General features: G+C 61.7%; 18 protein-coding genes. 9 read left to right on the plus strand and 9 right to left on the minus strand.

Features of this window, described 5'->3' with window-relative positions:
- Positions 1 to 18: 18 nt before the first annotated feature.
- Entirely contained in the window at positions 19 to 906 is an 888-nt protein-coding gene (locus JFV30_RS06265) for a LysR family transcriptional regulator (protein ID WP_201122515.1), read from the minus strand.
- Positions 907 to 1037: 131 nt separating this feature from the next.
- Between JFV30_RS06265 and JFV30_RS06270 the strand changes: the two genes are divergently transcribed.
- From JFV30_RS06270 to JFV30_RS06280, 3 genes are read left to right on the plus strand one after another with little or no spacing between them, the layout of a single operon-like run.
- Positions 1038 to 2330 (plus strand): CitMHS family transporter, encoded by a 1293-nt coding sequence (locus tag JFV30_RS06270; RefSeq protein ID WP_201122516.1) that lies wholly within the window; start codon positions 1038 to 1040, stop codon positions 2328 to 2330.
- Position 2331: 1 nt separating this feature from the next.
- A complete protein-coding gene (locus JFV30_RS06275; RefSeq protein WP_201122518.1) occupies positions 2332 to 3663 on the plus strand; it encodes an acyclic terpene utilization AtuA family protein in 1332 nt (443 codons plus the stop codon).
- Positions 3660 to 3974 carry an AtuA-related protein gene (locus JFV30_RS06280; protein WP_010176076.1) on the plus strand — a complete coding sequence of 105 codons (315 nt, stop codon included), beginning with the start codon at positions 3660 to 3662 and terminating at the stop codon, positions 3972 to 3974. Before JFV30_RS06275 ends, JFV30_RS06280 begins: the two co-directional genes overlap by 4 nt.
- Positions 3975 to 4069: 95 nt before the next feature.
- Here the strand turns inward: JFV30_RS06280 and JFV30_RS06285 are convergent, their stop codons facing one another.
- From JFV30_RS06285 to JFV30_RS06305, 5 genes are all read right to left on the minus strand, one after another.
- On the minus strand, positions 4070 to 4441 hold the full coding sequence (locus JFV30_RS06285) for a glutathione S-transferase N-terminal domain-containing protein (RefSeq protein ID WP_010176073.1): 372 nt from the start codon (positions 4439 to 4441) through the stop codon (positions 4070 to 4072).
- A 104-nt stretch (positions 4442 to 4545) separates the two neighbouring features.
- Positions 4546 to 5091 carry a GTP cyclohydrolase I FolE gene (folE, locus tag JFV30_RS06290; RefSeq protein ID WP_003204506.1) on the minus strand — a complete coding sequence of 182 codons (546 nt, stop codon included), beginning with the start codon at positions 5089 to 5091 and terminating at the stop codon, positions 4546 to 4548.
- A 79-nt stretch (positions 5092 to 5170) separates the two neighbouring features.
- Positions 5171 to 5728, minus strand: coding sequence for a Smr/MutS family protein (locus JFV30_RS06295; RefSeq protein ID WP_010176067.1), 558 nt, complete (start codon positions 5726 to 5728; stop codon positions 5171 to 5173).
- A 75-nt stretch (positions 5729 to 5803) separates the two neighbouring features.
- Complete coding sequence (locus JFV30_RS06300; RefSeq protein ID WP_201122520.1) at positions 5804 to 6124, minus strand: hypothetical protein; 321 nt, start codon at positions 6122 to 6124, stop codon at positions 5804 to 5806.
- A gap of 130 nt (positions 6125 to 6254) precedes the next feature.
- Positions 6255 to 6845 (minus strand): cysteine hydrolase family protein, encoded by a 591-nt coding sequence (locus JFV30_RS06305; RefSeq protein WP_010176063.1) that lies wholly within the window; start codon positions 6843 to 6845, stop codon positions 6255 to 6257.
- Positions 6846 to 7084: 239 nt separating this feature from the next.
- On the opposite strand from JFV30_RS06305, the gene prmB reads away from it, so the two are divergent.
- The gene (gene prmB, locus JFV30_RS06310; RefSeq protein WP_201122521.1) at positions 7085 to 7993 is read left to right on the plus strand and encodes a 50S ribosomal protein L3 N(5)-glutamine methyltransferase; all 909 of its coding nucleotides are present in this window, start codon (positions 7085 to 7087) and stop codon (positions 7991 to 7993) included.
- Positions 7994 to 8130: 137 nt separating this feature from the next.
- Here the strand turns inward: prmB and JFV30_RS06315 are convergent, their stop codons facing one another.
- Together JFV30_RS06315 and JFV30_RS06320 are read right to left on the minus strand one after the other, a co-directional pair.
- The gene (locus JFV30_RS06315; RefSeq protein ID WP_201122523.1) at positions 8131 to 8934 is read right to left on the minus strand and encodes a hypothetical protein; all 804 of its coding nucleotides are present in this window, start codon (positions 8932 to 8934) and stop codon (positions 8131 to 8133) included.
- Positions 8935 to 9033: 99 nt separating this feature from the next.
- The gene (locus JFV30_RS06320; RefSeq protein WP_010176059.1) at positions 9034 to 9996 is read right to left on the minus strand and encodes an alpha/beta hydrolase; all 963 of its coding nucleotides are present in this window, start codon (positions 9994 to 9996) and stop codon (positions 9034 to 9036) included.
- Positions 9997 to 10139: 143 nt separating this feature from the next.
- Between JFV30_RS06320 and aroC the strand changes: the two genes are divergently transcribed.
- From aroC to JFV30_RS06340, 4 genes are all read left to right on the plus strand, one after another.
- On the plus strand, positions 10140 to 11231 hold the full coding sequence (gene aroC / locus JFV30_RS06325) for a chorismate synthase (RefSeq protein ID WP_201122525.1): 1092 nt from the start codon (positions 10140 to 10142) through the stop codon (positions 11229 to 11231).
- Positions 11232 to 11379: 148 nt separating this feature from the next.
- The gene (locus tag JFV30_RS06330; RefSeq protein ID WP_029616118.1) at positions 11380 to 12531 is read left to right on the plus strand and encodes an MFS transporter; all 1152 of its coding nucleotides are present in this window, start codon (positions 11380 to 11382) and stop codon (positions 12529 to 12531) included.
- Between the two features lie 28 nt (positions 12532 to 12559).
- The gene (locus JFV30_RS06335) at positions 12560 to 13105 is read left to right on the plus strand and encodes a 1,2-dihydroxy-3-keto-5-methylthiopentene dioxygenase (RefSeq protein ID WP_201122527.1); all 546 of its coding nucleotides are present in this window, start codon (positions 12560 to 12562) and stop codon (positions 13103 to 13105) included.
- Between the two features lie 233 nt (positions 13106 to 13338).
- Complete coding sequence (locus tag JFV30_RS06340; protein WP_201122529.1) at positions 13339 to 13629, plus strand: response regulator transcription factor; 291 nt, start codon at positions 13339 to 13341, stop codon at positions 13627 to 13629.
- Positions 13630 to 13683: 54 nt separating this feature from the next.
- On the opposite strand, the gene JFV30_RS06345 is transcribed toward JFV30_RS06340, so the two are convergent.
- Entirely contained in the window at positions 13684 to 13962 is a 279-nt protein-coding gene (locus JFV30_RS06345) for a DUF3509 domain-containing protein (RefSeq protein ID WP_003216777.1), read from the minus strand.
- A gap of 397 nt (positions 13963 to 14359) precedes the next feature.
- Between JFV30_RS06345 and JFV30_RS06350 the strand changes: the two genes are divergently transcribed.
- A complete protein-coding gene (locus JFV30_RS06350; RefSeq protein WP_201122530.1) occupies positions 14360 to 16186 on the plus strand; it encodes a long-chain-acyl-CoA synthetase in 1827 nt (608 codons plus the stop codon).
- Positions 16187 to 16202 lie beyond the last annotated feature (16 nt).

Below are 16202 nucleotides of genomic sequence, written 5' to 3' on the forward strand. Positions count from 1 at the left end.
CGCCGACAAGCCGGGCTCCTACAAAGCGCGCAATTCTCCATTGAGCAACTCAAAGCAGCGCTGCGCCGCCGGGCTCAACGGCTGCCCACTGCGGCTGATCAACCCGATCTCCCGGTTCACGCCGGGATGATCAATCGTAATCCGCTTCAACCCCTCCAGGCTGTCCGCTGCCGACTCCGGCAGGATGCTGATCCCCAATCCCTGCCGTACCAGCGCCAATACCGTCGACATGTAATTGGCCTCCATCCCCGCTTGCATCGTCACCTGTCGTTCATCGAACAACGCGTCTACCTGTTCGCGCACGCTGCTGTCGCGCCCGGTGAGGATGATCGGCTGATCGGCCAGTTGGGTCAGGGTCAACCGGCCGTGGCGCGCCAGGGCGTGATCCAGCGGCACAAACGCACACAGCCGGTCATTCAGCACCGGTACAAACGCCAATCCGTGACTCAGCCGCGCTCGTACACCAATGCCGAAATCCACCTCACCCGAACGCACTTGCGCATGAATCCGATGGGCCACCAGGTCATGCAGCCGCACCTCGATCCCGGCGAAACGCTCGCGGAACAGCCGCAGGGCCGGTGGCAAGGCACCGGCGCACACGGAGGGCAGGGCGGCGATGGTGACCACACCGCGACGTAGCGCCGCCAGGTCGCGGGAGCCGGTGACGATGTTGTCCAGGTCCAGCAACAACTTCTCCATCGGCCCACGGGCATCCAGGCCGGCAGCGGTGATGCTGACGTGGCGCGGGCTGCGGTCGAGCAGGGCAACGCCCAGCCATTCTTCCAGTTGCTGCACCTGCACAGTCAGCGCTGAGGGCGACAGATGCAGTTCGTTGGCGGCCTTGGTAAAGCTGCCCGTGCGGGCAACGGCGAGAAACGCCTGGATATGCTGGATCGAATTTTTCATTTTTATTTTGCTCGAGCGTTTTGTTTTTACGAATATTGAGTGACGAATATTCCAATTTACAAAGCCTAACGCGATTCCAATACTCCAGGGAAAACAATAACCGGCCGAAAACGCCGTTCTGGAGCTACCCCATGCTCGCTACTCTGGGTGTCATCACCATCCTGTGCCTGCTCACTGCCGTCATGAGCAAGCGCCTCTCGCCACTGGTGGCGCTGATCGCCTTGCCGATCATCGCCGCGCTGCTCGGCGGGTTCGGCCTGCAAACCAGCGCCTTCATCATCACCGGCATCAAGAACGTCGCCCCCGTGGTGGGCATGTTTGTGTTCGCGATCCTGTTTTTCGGGATCATGACCGATGCTGGCATGCTTGACCCCATCATTGATCGAATCCTGCGCACGGTAGGGACGCGTCCTACACGAATTGTCGTCGGTACGGCGACGCTGGCGCTGCTGGTGCACCTGGACGGCTCCGGCGCGGTGACCTTTTTGGTGACGATACCGGCGATGCTGCCGCTGTATACGCGGCTGGGCATTGATAAGCGCATCCTGGCCTGTGTGGCGGCGATGGCGGCCGGGGTCAACTTCCTGCCGTGGACCGGCCCGGTGCTGCGCTCCTCGGCGGCGTTGCATGTGCCGGTGGCGGACCTGTTCCAGCCGCTGATCCCGGTGCAGATCGTCGGCCTGGTCTTTGTGTTCGCCTGCGCCTGGTGGCTGGGCCGCCGTGAAGAAAAACGCCTGGGCCTGGGCGCCGGCTCCAGTGTGGACGCGGTGCCGCAACGGGTGCTCAGCGACGATGACATCGCCCTGCGTCGCCCGCGGTTGTTCTGGGTCAACCTGATCCTGACGGTGCTGGTGATGGTGGTGATGATCGCCGGTTGGGTCGACCCGGTGGTGATGTTCATGCTCGGCACCGTGGTTGCGCTGTGCCTCAACTACCCGAATGTCGACGCCCAGCGTGCGCGGATCGACGCCCACGCCAAAACGGCCCTGACCATGGCCAGCATCCTGCTCGCCGCCGGGGTGTTCACCGGCATCATGCAAGGCACCGGCATGCTCAAGGCCATCGCCGAAGTGGCGGTGGCGCAGATTCCGGCGGGCCACGGCAAGCTGATCCCGGCGGTGGTGGGCTTCCTGTCGATGCCGTTGAGCATGCTGTTTGATCCCGATTCCTACTACTTCGGCGTGATGCCGGTGATTGCCGAAGTCGGCAAGGCGCTGGGCGTCGACCCGTTGCAAGTGGCCCAGGCCTCGCTGCTGGGCGTGCACACCACCGGCTTCCCGGTCAGCCCGCTGACGCCCGCGACCTTCCTGCTGGTGGGCCTGTGCAAGATCGAATTGGCCGATCACCAGCGCTTCACCATCCCCTTTCTGTTTGCCGCGTCAGTGTTGATGACCCTGACGGCTTTGCTCCTGGGAGTGATTTGAAATGAAAACCTTGCGCATCGGTTCCGGCGCCGGCTACTCCGGTGACCGTGTCGAACCTGCGGTGGAATTGGCCGAGCGGGGCGACCTGGATTACCTGGTCTTCGAATGCCTGGCTGAACGCACCATCGCCCTGGCGCAACAGGCACGCATCAGCGACCCACAAGGCGGTTACGACCCGTTATTGAGTGAGCGCATGCGCCGCGTGCTGCCCTTTGTCGGCCAGCCCGACGGCCGCCGGCGCCTGCGGGTGATCACCAATATGGGCGCGGCCAATCCGGTGGCGGCGGCGGTTGAAGTGCGGCGGATTGCCAGCGAATTGGGGCTTAACCTCAAGGTGCTGGCGGTGGTGGGGGATGACGTGCTTGAGGTGTTGCGCCGCGAGCCGGAGCAGTTGCTCGACAACGGCCAGACCCTGGGCTCATTGGGCGACCGGCTGATTTCCGCGAATGCCTACCTGGGTGCCGAGGGCATTATCGAGGCCTTGCGCGCCGATGCCGACGTGGTGATCACCGGCCGGGTAGCAGACCCGTCGTTGTTCCTGGCGCCACAGATGGTTGAATTCGGTTGGGCCGCCGATGATTGGCAGCGCCTGGGGCGCGGCACGCTGGTGGGGCATTTGCTGGAATGTGCGGGGCAGGTCAGTGGCGGCTACTTTGCCGACCCGGGCTTCAAGGATGTGGACGACCTGGCGCGGCTGGGCTTTCCGTTGGCCGAGATTGACGCAGATGGCGAGGCCTTGATCACCAAGGTCGCCGGGTCCGGCGGGCGGGTCAGCCGTGCCACCTGCACCGAACAACTGATCTACGAAGTGCACGACCCGGCGGCGTACCTGACGCCGGACGTGTGCGCGGACTTCTCCAGCGTGTCGTTTACCGAGGAGGCCGTGGACCGGGTGCGGGCCCACGGCGCAAACGGGCGGCCACGGCCTGAACAGTTGAAAGTCAGCGTCGGGTATCTGGACGGCTGGATCGGCGAAGGGCAGATTTCCTACGGCGGCCCGGGGGCGGTTGCCCGTGCGCAACTGGCGCGTGATGTGGTCCTCAAGCGCCTGGAATTGACCGGCGTACGCATGCAGGACGTGCGCGCCGAATTGATCGGCATCGACTCCCTGCACGGCCCGCGCAGCACTGTTGAACCGTGGGAAGTGCGCTTGCGCATCGCCGCCCGTTGCGAAGAACGCAGCGAGGCGGTGCGCGTCGGCAATGAAGTGGAAACCCTCTACACCAACGGCCCGTCCGGTGGCGGTGGTGCCAGCAAGGGCCTGCGCCAGGTGGTGGCAGTGGCGTCATTGCTGTTGCCCCGGCACGCGGTCAATCCGAGGATCGAATCATGAAGCTGCACACCCTGGCCCACTCCCGTACGGGAGACAAGGGCGACACCTCGAACATCTCGATCATTGCGTATCGGGCCGAGGACTATCCGCTGCTCTGCGAACACCTGACGGCGGAGGCGGTGGCGGCGTTTTTTGCGCCGTTGCTGGAGGCGGGGGCGGCACCGGTGCGGCGGTACGAGTTGCCCAACGTGCAGGCACTGAACTTCGTGTTGCCGGGGATCCTGCGGGGCGGGGTGACGCGGTCGCTGGCGCTGGACGCCCATGGCAAGTGCCTGGGCTCCGCATTGCTGGACCTGCACATCAACCTGTAGGAGCCGGCTTGCCGGCGATAGCGGCTTGAAGATGGGCGGAGAACCCGCCGGCCTCATCGCTGGCAAGCCAGCTCCTACAAAGGGCAGGGCGGGTTTCAGACCGCCGCAAACCGCTTGTCGAGGTAATCGATGATCACCTTGGAGTCGTACATCCAGGTGGTCTGGCCGTTCTCTTCAATGCGCAGGCACGGCACCTTGATCTTGCCGCCTTGCTCCAGCAGGGTCTGGCGGTCCTGCTCGTTGTTCTTCGCGTCCTTCAACGCCACCGGCACGTTCAGGCGGCGCAGGGTGCGGCGGGTCTTCACGCAGAACGGGCAGGCGTGGAACTGATACAGCGTCAGGTCCTTGGCCGACTGGTCGACCAGGGCTTGAGCGCTCGCCGGGCGTTGTTGCTTGCGCGGGCGGGTGATGAAGTCGCCGAAGATGATGATCTGGCCGAGGCCGACTCGAAGCGCTTTAACGAACACGGTTATAAACCTCTTGCCCTAGACTTAAGGGGCCGCAGCTTACCTGATTTTTCACAGGCGAAAAAAAACCGGCGATGAACGCCGGTTTTTCCAGGTGCTGCGTGTTACTTGATCAGGCTGAGAAACTCGCTGCGGGTGGCCGCGTTTTCGCGGAACTCACCCAGCATCACCGAGGTGATCATCGACGAATTCTGCTTCTCCACACCGCGCATCATCATGCACATGTGCTTGGCCTCGATCACCACCGCAACGCCCAGGGCGCCGGTCACCTGCTGGACCGCATCAGCGATCTGGCGGCTGAGGTTTTCCTGGATCTGCAGGCGACGGGCATACATATCGACGATACGCGCGACCTTCGACAGGCCCAGCACTTTGCCGCTCGGGATATACGCGACGTGAGCCTTGCCGATAAACGGCAGCAGGTGGTGTTCGCACAGCGAGTACAACTCGATGTCCTTGACCAGCACCATTTCGCTGTTGTCCGAGCTGAACAAGGCACCGTTGGTGACTTCTTCGAGGGTCTGTTCATAGCCGCGGCAAAGGTACTGCATGGCCTTGGCGGCACGTTTTGGCGTGTCGAGCAGGCCCTCGCGGGAGACGTCCTCGCCGAGCTGGCCGAGGATCGCGGTGTAATTCTGTTCCAGGGACATGAAACTACCTAGTGGGATTTTCGCAAAGGGCAAGGGTACGGCGGCCGACACATCGCTGCAAGCCTGACGATGGCACTTGTTACTCGTCGCGGCCTTCCATCATGGTGCGCTTGAGCATCACATACACCGCGCCGGCACCGCCGTGGCGCGGTTGGCACGAGGTGAAGCCGAGCACCTGGGAATGCTGGCGCAGCCAGGTGTTGACGTGGCTTTTGATCATCGGCCGCTTGCCGTCCAGGCGCACAGCCTTGCCGTGGGTGACGCGCACGCAGCGGATTTCGAATTTGGTGGCTTCGGCGAGGAACGCCCAGAGGGTTTCGCGGGCTTTTTCGACGGTCATGCCGTGCAGGTCCAGGCTGCCCTCGAACGGGATCTGGCCGACCTTGAGCTTGCGCATCTGGCTTTCCTGCACGCCGTCGCGGGCCCACATCAATTCGTCTTCGGGGCCTACATCGATAACGAATTGATCCGACAGGCCGTCCACCGTGGTGGCGTCGGTACGCACGGTCGCCGCCTGGCGTAGCTTGGCGATCTGGGCGCGGTCGGTCTTGGGTTTGCCGGTCTCGGCGCGATCGTGCTTGATCGGCTTGACGCCGCGCAGCTCGTTCTTGAATAGGGAAAAGTCGTCGTCTTGCATGTCAGCCTCCGCGAAGGGCGGGCAGTTTACCTAATCGCGGCGGCTTGATGCGCAACAAACGCTATCTGGATGCCATCAGTCGTGCTTTTTCATCAGGTGCGACGCGATGTTCAATGACAGGGGCTGGCGCATGCGCCGACGCAAACGGCGCCACAGCCATACGCCGAACCACAGTACCAGCAGGCCGATCACCAACAGTATTGCAGAACCGCCAGGGCTGGCATTCAGCTCGCCCAGTGCCGGTGAGTGTCCCAACAAACCAGCGGCGCCGGCGATTGCCAGCAGCGCGCCCACGATCGCAAACAGCGCGGCAAAGCCGGCGCCGATGCGCAGACGCCAGTTGCTCGGGCCCTTGGGGCGCAAGCGACGAGCGTCAAAACCATCGGATATCTTCATTCCGACCTTTCCTCCAGGGTATCGGCCCTTCGACCGGAAGATACACAGGTTGTTCCGGGTACAGAGGCAATTGCTGCAAATGACAGGCTTTTGCGGATGAGCGGGCGGTTACCCGCTCATCGAAGGTCGATCAGATCAGATCTTTGGTCAAGGCGAGGGTGGCGAAGTTGTCAGCCATGATGGCCATTTCGGTCTGCTGCACGTGGTCGGCGCTGAGGATGCCGCCTTTGTAAGGCAAGTCGCGGGTGGCGCAGGCGTCTTCCACCAGGGTGCAACGAAAGCCCAGGTTCTTCGCCGCGCGCACGGTGGTGCTGACGCTGGAATGGCTCATGAAGCCGCAGACAATCAGGTCCAGGGAGCCGAGGTCCTGCAGGTGCTTCTCAAGGCCGGTGCCGTGAAAGGCACTGGGCAGCAGCTTGCCGATGATGGTTTCGTCGGCCTGGGGTTCGAGGCCGGGAATGAATTCACCGCGCTCGCCCTGGGGATCAAACAGCCCGCCGACCGTGCCCAGGTGGCGCACATGCACGATCGGGCGCCCGGCGTTGCGCGCGGCAGCCGCCAGTTGCTTGATGTTATCGACAGCAGAATCCATGCCCGAAAGGGCGAGGGGGCCACTGAGGTATTCCTTCTGGGCGTCGATGATCACGAGGGTCGCATGGTTCAGGTTCGCCGCTGCGTAACCACGACCGCTGAGTTGAAACATCGTCTTTGGAACGGACATTCTGGGGCTCCTGTGAGTGGGGCTTTTGTGACATTGTCCTCTGGCTGAGCGCTTCTGTGAATCGCTACCATCGTAAGGTACGCCGTTGTTGGCGTGTAGCGATGTCAATAGGGCACTACGTTTAAGCAAAAAGCACGATTAAGATGAAATCCGACGTGCGGCAAAGGGTTTTTCGTACATCGTCGGTACAGCTTAAGACTGTTAGAATCGCCGGTCGTTTTTTCCAGGAGCTTGCCCCCGTGATCACTTCCCGCCTGCGCACCTTGCGCGACCACATCCGATGGGCCGTCAGCCGTTTCCATGGGGAAGACCTGTTTTTCGGCCATGGCACCGACAACGCCTGGGATGAAGCCCGGCAACTGGTGCTCGGCGCCTTGCACCTGCCGTGGGAAATTGCCGACAGCTACCTGGATTGCAACCTGGAAGAAGAGGAAATCTCCCATGTGCAGCGGTTGCTGTACCGCCGTATCCATGAGCGCGTGCCTACCGCCTACCTGTTGAAGGAAGCCTGGTTCTGCGGCATGTCCTTTATCGTCGATGAGCGCGTATTGATTCCACGTTCACCGATTGGCGAGCTGATCGAAAACCGCTTCGAACCGTGGCTGGGCACGCCGCCGGCACGCATTCTGGACCTGTGCACCGGGTCCGGCTGCATTGGTATTGCGTGCGCCTACGAATTCCAGGACGCCGAAGTGGTATTGGGCGACCTGTCCTTTGAAGCGCTGGAAGTGGCCAACCAGAACATCGAGCGCCATGGCGTCGATGAGCGTGTGTATACCGTTCAGGGCGATGGCTTTGACGGTTTGCCGGGGCAGCGGTTTGACCTGATCGTGTCCAACCCGCCGTATGTCGACGCCGAAGACTTTGCCGACATGCCGGATGAATACCAGCACGAGCCGGAACTGGGCCTGGCGTGTGGCGATGATGGTTTGAACCTGGTTCGGCGGATGCTGGCCGAGGCGGCGGATCACTTGACCGAGAAGGGCTTGTTGATTGTCGAGGTGGGCAACAGCCAGGTTCACGTCGAGGCGCTGTACCCGGAAGTGGACTTTGCCTGGCTGGAGTTCCAGCGTGGTGGGCATGGCGTGTTCATGTTGACGGCTGAGCAGTGCCGGGCGCATCAGGCGGTGTTTGCCGCCAGGGTCTGATCTAACGGCAGGAATACGGTCAGTGTGGGAGCTGGCTTGCCTGCGATAGCGGAGTGTCATTGCCGGGGATGCTGGCTGATACACCGCTATCGCAGGCAAGCCAGCTCCCACATTTGTATCCGGTTTATGCAGAAGGATTACCGATGTGTTGCAATCCAGATCAACAACCCCGCCTGAAACACGGTAAACGCCACCAGGCACGTAATCGTGAAGCGCAGCCCGCTGTCTTCGCGCTTGAACTTGGTGACCTTTTCCTCTTCCTTGCGCAGTTTCACTTCCTGCTCGGCCAGGTTCTGCTCGGCCTGTTGCAGCATCTGCGCTGCTTCCAGAATTTCCACGAACTGCAGCTTTTCGGTGTTCCAGCTGTCCAGCACATCGCTGACCTTGCCCGGCTGCACGTTGCCCTTCAAATGCTGGACATCGGCATAGGCCACATCAAAACCCTGGATGCGCAGGAAGTGATCACGCCGCAGGCGTGTCGCTTCGTTGAGCGCATCCTTGTTGGCCAGGTCAACGCCGTCGACGCGATAGTGCGACCACTTCTTTTTCGCCCAGGCAGCGCCCTGGGCCACCAGGAAACGGCCGATGCCGCGGTTCGCCGGTTCGATCTCCAGGCTGTTGCCCGGACCAAAATGCACCCGGTGGGTGGCGTGATCGACCCAGATATCCAGGTGATTCTGTTCCCGGCGTACCCGCTGGCCAGGCAACTGAATGACCATGCGCAGCAGGCTGTGGTCCTTGTTATTGCGTTCGGCCCAGCCAAATTGCACGAAGCGCAGGGGCCGCACGCCGGTGGCGCGGTCGGTGGCCAAAGGGGCCAGGCGCAGCATCTTGAAATGTTCGGCCTGTACCTCCGCCCACGGTAACGCGGCCGATGCGGCGGCCTCGGTTTCAGCCGTGCTCTCGGCGGTAGATTCGGGTGTTGCTTCGGTGTTCGTCATTCGGCGCGATCCTGTCCAAGCTCTGCGGGCCGACAGGCTTTTTGCTGTCGACCCATGGCTTATCGGCCGTTTTACTCAGGACTGGAGGGGAATACTCGCTTAACTGGCGCGAAGTCCGTCGATAAAGCGAACCAGGCGGGTGCCCAGTTCGGCAGCCAGCGGCAACTGTGGGTCGTTATAGGATTCCAATTGCTGCTTCACGTCATTGGGCACGATCCGCATCACGTGGTTCATGCCCTCGATCACCGTCAACTCGGCGTCCGGCTTGGCCTTCTGCAGTTGTTGCGCATCGGCCACGCCGACCTGCAGGTCATTGGTGCCCTGGATGATCAGGGCCGGCATCTTCAGTTTGGCAAAGGCCGCCGCCGGATCGGCGCGGAACAGGCTGATCAGGTAAGGCTGCACGCTGGGCCGGAAAATGCCCTCAAGCGGCGTGGGCACATCGGCATCCACCTGGCCGGCCTTGAGGTGGTCGAGAATCTGGTTGCTGCGCAGCAACAGCGCAGGCGGCATGTGATCGGCCAGTTGCTGGCGGATCACCTGGTCCACCGGGCGGGCGCTGCCGGACAGGGAAATCACCCCGGCCGGGTTGAGCTGTGGGGCGGCGAGGGCAGCCACCAGCGCACCTTCACTGTGGCCCAGCACAATCAACGGCCCCATGCGCGGGTCCGCCTTGAGCAGCTTGCCCCAGGCCACGGCGTCGGACACGTAGGCGTCCAGGGTCAGGTTGCGTTCATCGGGGGTGGCGGCAAGGCTGGCGGCCACGCCGCGTTTGTCGTAGCGCACACTGGCGATGTTGTGCCGGGCCAGCACCCAGGCCAGGCGCTTGAGGCTGTCATTGCGCGCGCCATCGGCGCTGTTGCCGTTGCGGTCGGTGGGGCCGGAGCCGGGAATGATCAGCACCACCGGCACTGGCTTGTCGGATTTGGGCAACAACAGCGAGCCAAACAACTCGCCGCTGCCGGTGTCCAGGCTGATGGGCCGTTGCAGCACGACAGGGGAGGCGGCGAAGCCAAGGCTGGAAAACAGGGTAAGGGTCAAAAGCAGAACTCGCAGCATCATCGCGCCATCATGAGGAAGGTGCCGGTTGGACCAATGTCTACCGGTAAGGTTTCGATGATGATCTAGTCGGTTAGCCTGCGTATACTGGCCGCCTTAAGTTATTACGGTTGACTTGATTCAACTGATTTCACGGAGCGCCCTGCATGTCCGGCAATACCTACGGCAAGCTGTTCACTGTTACCACCGCGGGCGAAAGCCATGGCCCGGCGTTGGTCGCCATTGTCGACGGCTGCCCTCCGGGCCTTGAGTTGTCCCTGGAAGACCTGCAGCGTGACCTCGACCGCCGCAAGCCCGGCACCAGCCGCCACACCACCCAGCGCCAGGAAGCCGACGAAGTCGAAATCCTTTCCGGCGTGTTCGAAGGCCGCACCACCGGGTGCGCCATTGGCCTGCTGATTCGCAACACCGACCAGAAGTCCAAGGACTACTCGGCGATCAAGGACCTGTTCCGCCCGGCCCACGCCGACTACACCTACCACCACAAGTACGGCGAACGCGACTACCGTGGCGGTGGCCGCAGTTCGGCGCGGGAAACCGCGATGCGCGTGGCGGCCGGTGCGATTGCCAAGAAATACCTGGCGGCCCAGGGCATCGTGATTCGCGGCTACATGAGCCAGCTCGGCCCGATCGAAATCCCGTTCAAGACCTGGGACAGCGTCGAAGACAACGCCTTCTTCTGCCCCGACCCGGACAAGGTGCCGGAACTGGAAGCCTATATGGACCAGTTGCGCCGCGACCAGGACTCCGTCGGCGCCAAGATCACCGTGGTTGCCGAAGGCGTGATGCCGGGCCTGGGCGAGCCGATCTTCGACCGCCTGGACGCCGAACTGGCCCACGCGCTGATGAGCATCAACGCGGTCAAGGGCGTGGAAATCGGCGCCGGTTTCGCCTGCGTGGCCCAGCGTGGCACCGAGCACCGTGACGAGCTGACCCCGGAAGGCTTCCTCAGCAACAACGCCGGCGGCATTCTGGGGGGCATCTCTTCGGGCCAGCCGATTGTTGCGCACCTGGCGCTCAAGCCAACCTCCAGCATCACCACCCCGGGCCGTTCGATTGATGTGAACGGCAACCCGGTGGACGTGATCACCAAGGGCCGTCACGACCCATGTGTCGGCATCCGTGCCACGCCGATTGCCGAGGCAATGATGGCCATCGTGCTGATGGACCACCTGCTGCGCCATCGCGGGCAGAACGCCGAGGTAAAGGTCAGTACGCCGGTATTGGGCCAGCTGTGACGGTGTGTGGCGAGCGAGCGTGCTCGCGCCGGGCTGCGATGCGGCCCCAAAGCCTGCAACCCGGCATTACCTGGAGAAATGCGGCGCTTCTAGTGGGGCCGCTTCGCGACCCAGCGCGAGCACGCTCGCTCGCCACCCGCCACTTATGCTGACGGAAGCACTCCCGTACTGGCGACTCTCCAGCTTCTACCTGTTCTATTTCGCCCTGCTGGGGGCGACAGCGCCGTTCCTGGCGCTGTACTTCGATCACCTGGGGTTCTCCAGCGCGCGTATTGGCGAGCTGGTGGCCATCCCCATGCTGATGCGCTGCGTGGCCCCCAACCTGTGGGGCTGGCTGGGGGACTACACCGGCCGGCGCCTGGCCATCGTGCGTTTTGGCGCGGTGTGTACTCTGGTGAGCTTCTCACTGATCTTTGTCAGCAAGACCTACGCCTGGCTGGCGCTGGTGATGGCGTTGCACGCGTTCTTCTGGCACGCGGTGCTGCCGCAGTTTGAAGTCATCACCCTCGCGCATTTGCAGGGCCAGACCTCACGCTACAGCCAGGTGCGGCTGTGGGGCTCCATCGGTTTTATCCTCACCGTTGTGATCATGGGCCGCCTGTTCGACTGGCTGAGCCTGGACATCTACCCGGTGGTGGTCGTGGTGATCATGGCGGGCATCATCGGCGCCAGTCTCTGGGTGCCGAATGCGCAGCCGTTGACCCAGGGCAACCGTCTGGCGGGCGACGGCTTTTTGCGGCAATTGCGCAGCCCCGGCGTGCTGGCGTTTTATGCCTGCGTGGCGCTGATGCAAATGAGCCACGGCCCGTACTACACCTTTCTCACCTTGCACCTCGAACACCTCGGTTACAGCCGGGGCGTGATCGGCATGCTGTGGGCGCTGGGCGTGGTGGCGGAGGTGTTGATGTTCCTGGCCATGAGCCGGATCCTCACGCGCTTTTCGGTGCGCCGGGTGCTGATGGCGAGCTTCCTGCTGGCGGCGCTGCGCTGGTTGCTGCTGGGCTCGTTCGCCGAGTTCTTCTGGGTACTGCTGCTGGCGCAAGTGATGCACGCGGCGACCTTCGGCAGTTTTCACGCGGCGGCCATCCAGTTCGTGCAGCGCAGCTTTGGTGCTCGCCAGCAGGGCCAGGGCCAGGCACTGTATGCCGCACTGGCCGGTACCGGCGGCGCATTGGGCGCACTCTATTCAGGTTACAGCTGGAACCTGCTGGGGCCGACCCTGACCTTCAGCATTGCCAGCCTCGCGGCCCTGGCCGCCGCCATAATCATTGGCATTCGATTGCAAGAGGAGAGGCCATGAGCCTCTCCCGTGACAGAGGAAGAGTTTGATGAGCTATCTCGCGGTTTACCACGTCTCCACCCCCGATACCCCGAACAAGGTCCTGACTCACCCGGACGATATCGCCTCGACCCTGGCCGAGCTGGGCGTGGGTTTCGACCGCTGGCAGGCCGCCACCCGGCTTGAGGCGGGCGCCAGCGAGGTTGAGATCGTCGCGGCCTACCAGGCGCCCATCGACGAGCTGATGACCGAGCGCGGTTATACCCACGTCGATGTCGTCAGCGTCAGCAACGACCACCCGCAGAAAGCCGAGCTGCGCGCCGAGCGCCTCCATGAACACCGTTTGGCGCGTGATCATGTGCGCTTCTTCGTCGCGGGTCGTGGCCTGTTTACCTTGCACATCGACGACTATGTGTACGCGGTGTTCTGCGAGAAAAACGACCTGATCTCGGTGCCGGCCGGCATTGCACACTGGTTTGATATGGGTGAGAACCCGCACTTCGTAACGATCCGCCTGTTCAACAGCCTGGAAGGGCTGGCGGTCAACCTGACCGGCGATGGGATCGCCCAGGATTTTCCTCGGCTCGAGGACTAAGCTCGCCAACAGCAGCTTCCCGGATAGGAGGCTGCTTTAAAGATCAACCCATACAAGTTGGAAATTGTTGTGGGAAGAAGCTTATAGGTTTGTGAGCAACAGCTGTTTCTCGCCGGCCTTACTTAATACTTCCACTCTTTGTGTAACTCTCTCTTTTCTCAACAGTTAATGGCCTGTCAATAGGAGCAATCCGAATACGGGCGTTATAAGACCTGAAGAAGAGAGAGGCCTGCATGAACGGTCCAGAACCACTGGAACAGCCGTCCACCGAAAGCGACAACCGACCTGCTGACAGCAGCAACACGCGTGCGAAGAAGTTGTTGTCCGGTAAACCCCTGACCCCAAAGGAACGGGAGGTTCTGCGCTGGGCCACTGAAGGCAAGACGGTCTGGGAAATCAGCAGGATTCGTTCAATCTCCCAGGCCACGGTGAAGTTTCACCTGCGTAACATCTATGGAAAGTTGCAGGTGACGAACCGGGTTCAGGCGGTGAACGAGGCGCTCAAGCAGGGTTTGTGCGAATAAAAAAAGGCCGTGATGCGCAACGGCACCACGACCTGTTCGGGTCCTGCATTACAGTCAAGCCGAATGGTAGGTCGGCAGGGCAAAGCGGTTCTGGCTTTGCAGCATCGAAATCTGCGGCAGGTCGCTGGCTTGTTCAGCCAGGTCACGGCGAATCGCGCTGATGACCCAAGTCAATTGGTCGGCCGTGTGCAACTGCTGATAAGAGATCGAACGTTTGATCTGCTTGCCTTCGCTGTTGCGCAAGGTCAGCAGGATGCCGCCATCAGGACGTGCCTGGGTGGTGACGTCGAAATTGGAGAACACAGAAGAAAATTTATCTTGGATCAGGCTCATGTCTATCAGCTCCGTTAGCTCATGTTTTGCAGCGTGGAGTGATAGGTGCAGTGATTGTGCCAGTACTGGGTATCGTTAAAAAACGTTATAAATCAACAAGTTAAAAATTTATAAGATTTTCGGTTTCGTGCAAATTGCATGAATGGCCATCGTGCATCCTGCATTTTGCGTGGTCCTGCGTGGGATTTATCCGCAGGTGCGCAAGGCAGGTCTTCCATAGTGACCGCGAGACGGGTTGCGAAATTCCTTTTCCTTTCGGGATACAAAACTTTTCAAATCCTGAATGTACAGTCGAAGAATGGCTGGCGTATTTTCCTGCAAGGCATCCGGCGCCGGTCTTACGGTGCAAAAGGTGCTTGAGGGTCATACGAACAATAAGAAAAAGGACGTTCCCACTATGAACCACCCGCCAAGTGACATGATCACCTGGGGCATGATGCTGCGTAAGGTGCCCACCATTGTCCGTGCGCTGCCCCGATTGGTGCGCGGTATCCGCGTTGCCAACATCACCGACCCCGACCAGCCATGCGGCCTCGGCTGGACCTTCGAGCAAGCCACCCAGCGCAACCCCGATGGCGCCGCGCTGCTGTATGGCGACAGCGTCCTCACTTACCGCCAGGCCAATCAGCAGGCCAACCGCATGGCCCATTACCTGCAGCAGCAGGGCATCGGCAAGGGTGACGTGGTGGCGTTGTTTATCGAGAACCGCCCCGAGCTGTTGCTCAGCGTGCTGGCCGTGGCCAAGGTGGGCGGCATTTGCGCGATGCTCAATACCTCGCAAACCCAGACCGCACTGGTACACAGCCTCAACCTGGTGACGCCGGCGGCCATTGTGGTCGGTGCCGAGTTGATGGGCGCCTACAAGGTGGTTCGCAGCCAGGTGGCAATCGGCGCAGAAAAAACCTGGTTTATCGCCGATCAACAGCACACCAGCGTACCGCCGGGTTATGTGGACCTGATGGCCGCGAGCGCTGATCATTCGCTGGAAAACCCCGCCAGCACTCAGCAGATCTACTTCAACGACCCTTGCTTCTATATCTATACGTCCGGCACCACGGGCTTGCCCAAGGCCGGCATTTTCAAACACGGCCGCTGGATGAAGTCCTCGGCCAGTTTTGGCACCATCGCCCTGGATATGGGCCCCGAAGACGTCGTCTATTGCACCTTGCCGCTGTATCACGCCACCGGCTTGTGCGTGTGCTGGGGTTCGGCGATTGCCGGAGCGTCGGGGTTTGCCATTCGCCGCAAGTTCAGCGCCAGCCAGTTCTGGGATGACGTGCGCCGGTTCAACGCGACCACCCTGGGTTATGTCGGCGAGTTGTGCCGCTACCTGATCGACCAGCCCGCCAGCGAGCAGGACCGTGATAACCGTGTGACAAAGATGATCGGCAACGGCCTGCGCCCCGGCGTCTGGGCCGAGTTCAAGCAGCGCTTTGGCGTCGATCACATCTGTGAGCTGTATGCCGCGAGCGACGGCAACATCGGCTTCACCAACGTGCTGAATTTCGACAACACCATCGGCTTTTCCCTGATGCACTGGGCGCTGGTGGACTACGCCCATGACAGCTGTGAGCCCATTCGCGGCAGTGACGGTTTCATGCGCGAAGTGCCGAAGGGCGGCCAGGGGCTGCTGCTGGCCCGGATCGATGACAAGGCGCCGTTCGACGGCTACACCGACCCCGAGAAGAACCGCAAGGTGGTGCTCAGCGACGTGTTCGAGAAGGGCGACCGCTACTTCAACACCGGCGATCTGTTGCGCAATATTGGCTTTGGTCACGCCCAGTTCGTGGACCGGCTGGGGGACACCTACCGCTGGAAAGGCGAAAACGTCTCCACCACCGAAGTCGAGAACATCTTCTTGCAGCACCCGCAGATTTCCGAAGTGGTGGCCTACGGCGTAGAGATTGAAAACACCAATGGTCGCGCCGGCATGGCGGCCATCACCCCCGCTGAATCCCTGGCGTCCCTGGATATGCGCGAACTGCTGACGTTTGCCCACGGGCAATTGCCCGCCTATGCGGTGCCGTTGTTCCTGCGGATCAAAGTGAAGATGGAAACCACCGGCACCTTCAAATACCAGAAGGTAAAACTCAAGGAAGAGGCGTTCGACCCGGACAAGGCCGGTGACGATCCGATCTTTGCCTGGCTGCCGGGATCGGACAGCTACGTGCCGGTCACCGGGCAACTGCTGGCGGATATCCAGGCGGGCAAGTTCCGTTATTGATTCTGCCTATCGCCGC

The organism is Pseudomonas sp. TH32 (genome assembly GCF_016650855.1).
Taxonomy (GTDB): domain Bacteria; phylum Pseudomonadota; class Gammaproteobacteria; order Pseudomonadales; family Pseudomonadaceae; genus Aquipseudomonas.